This is a genomic window from Bradyrhizobium sp. AT1 (genome assembly GCF_001590795.1).
Classification (GTDB): domain Bacteria; phylum Pseudomonadota; class Alphaproteobacteria; order Rhizobiales; family Xanthobacteraceae; genus Bradyrhizobium.
The window spans coordinates 2250999-2251750 of the sequence record NZ_JXDL01000001.1; the positions used below are offsets into that span (position 1 = coordinate 2250999).

The following is a 752-nucleotide window of genomic DNA, read 5'->3' on the forward strand; positions in this document are numbered from 1 at the left end:
GTGTTCGACGAAGCCGATGTCGCGGTTGGAGATCATCGCCTCGACCTCGATGCTGGAACCGCGCGGCACGATCATCATCAGCTGCTGCGCCGGCGAGACCACGCCGCCGACGGTGTGGATCGCGAGCTGCTGCACCGTCCCGTCGATCGGCGCGCGCAGGAGCTGCTCATCGGTCTTCCGCTGGGCCTTGATGGCGTCCTGCCGGAACTCGTCGGCCTTCTTCTGGGCGTCGGAGAGATCGCTTAGGACCTGCCGCTCGAAGCCGGATCTGGTCTGGGCGAACTGCTGCTCCAGCGCACGGCGGGCGGCCTCGATCTCGACCAGCTTGCGCTCCTGCACGATGCGTTCGTTCTGCTGGTCGATCAGGCGGGTCTGGGCGTCGATCCAGGCGATGCGGTTACCATACTGGATGTCCATCGCCTTCTTGCGGATGGTGAGGGTCTCCTCCAGCAGCGGCAACGTTGCGTCGATCTTGGCGATGGCGGCCGTGACCGACTGCGCTTCGGCGCGTTTCTGGTCGATCTGCTGGATCACAGAGGCGAGCTTGGCCTGTTGCTCGGCGGCCTGCGCCTGCATGGCGGAGCGCGTCCGCGCGATCTCGATCTCGGAAGCGCCGGCGGGTTCCTCGATATCGTGGGGGGCGGCGAGATCGGCAAAGCTGCGGCGCAGCGCAGAGAGGCGCGCAACGTCGAGCAGGCTCGCAACGAGATCCTGTCCCACCCGCCTGCGCTCGGCCTGGGTCACGGTGCGAT

General features: G+C 66.9%; 1 protein-coding gene. It reads right to left on the reverse strand.

Annotated features, from left to right (window positions below):
- Positions 1-752 (reverse strand): HlyD family secretion protein (locus SE92_RS10950; protein ID WP_245324543.1); only part of this gene is annotated, 752 nt, incomplete at both ends.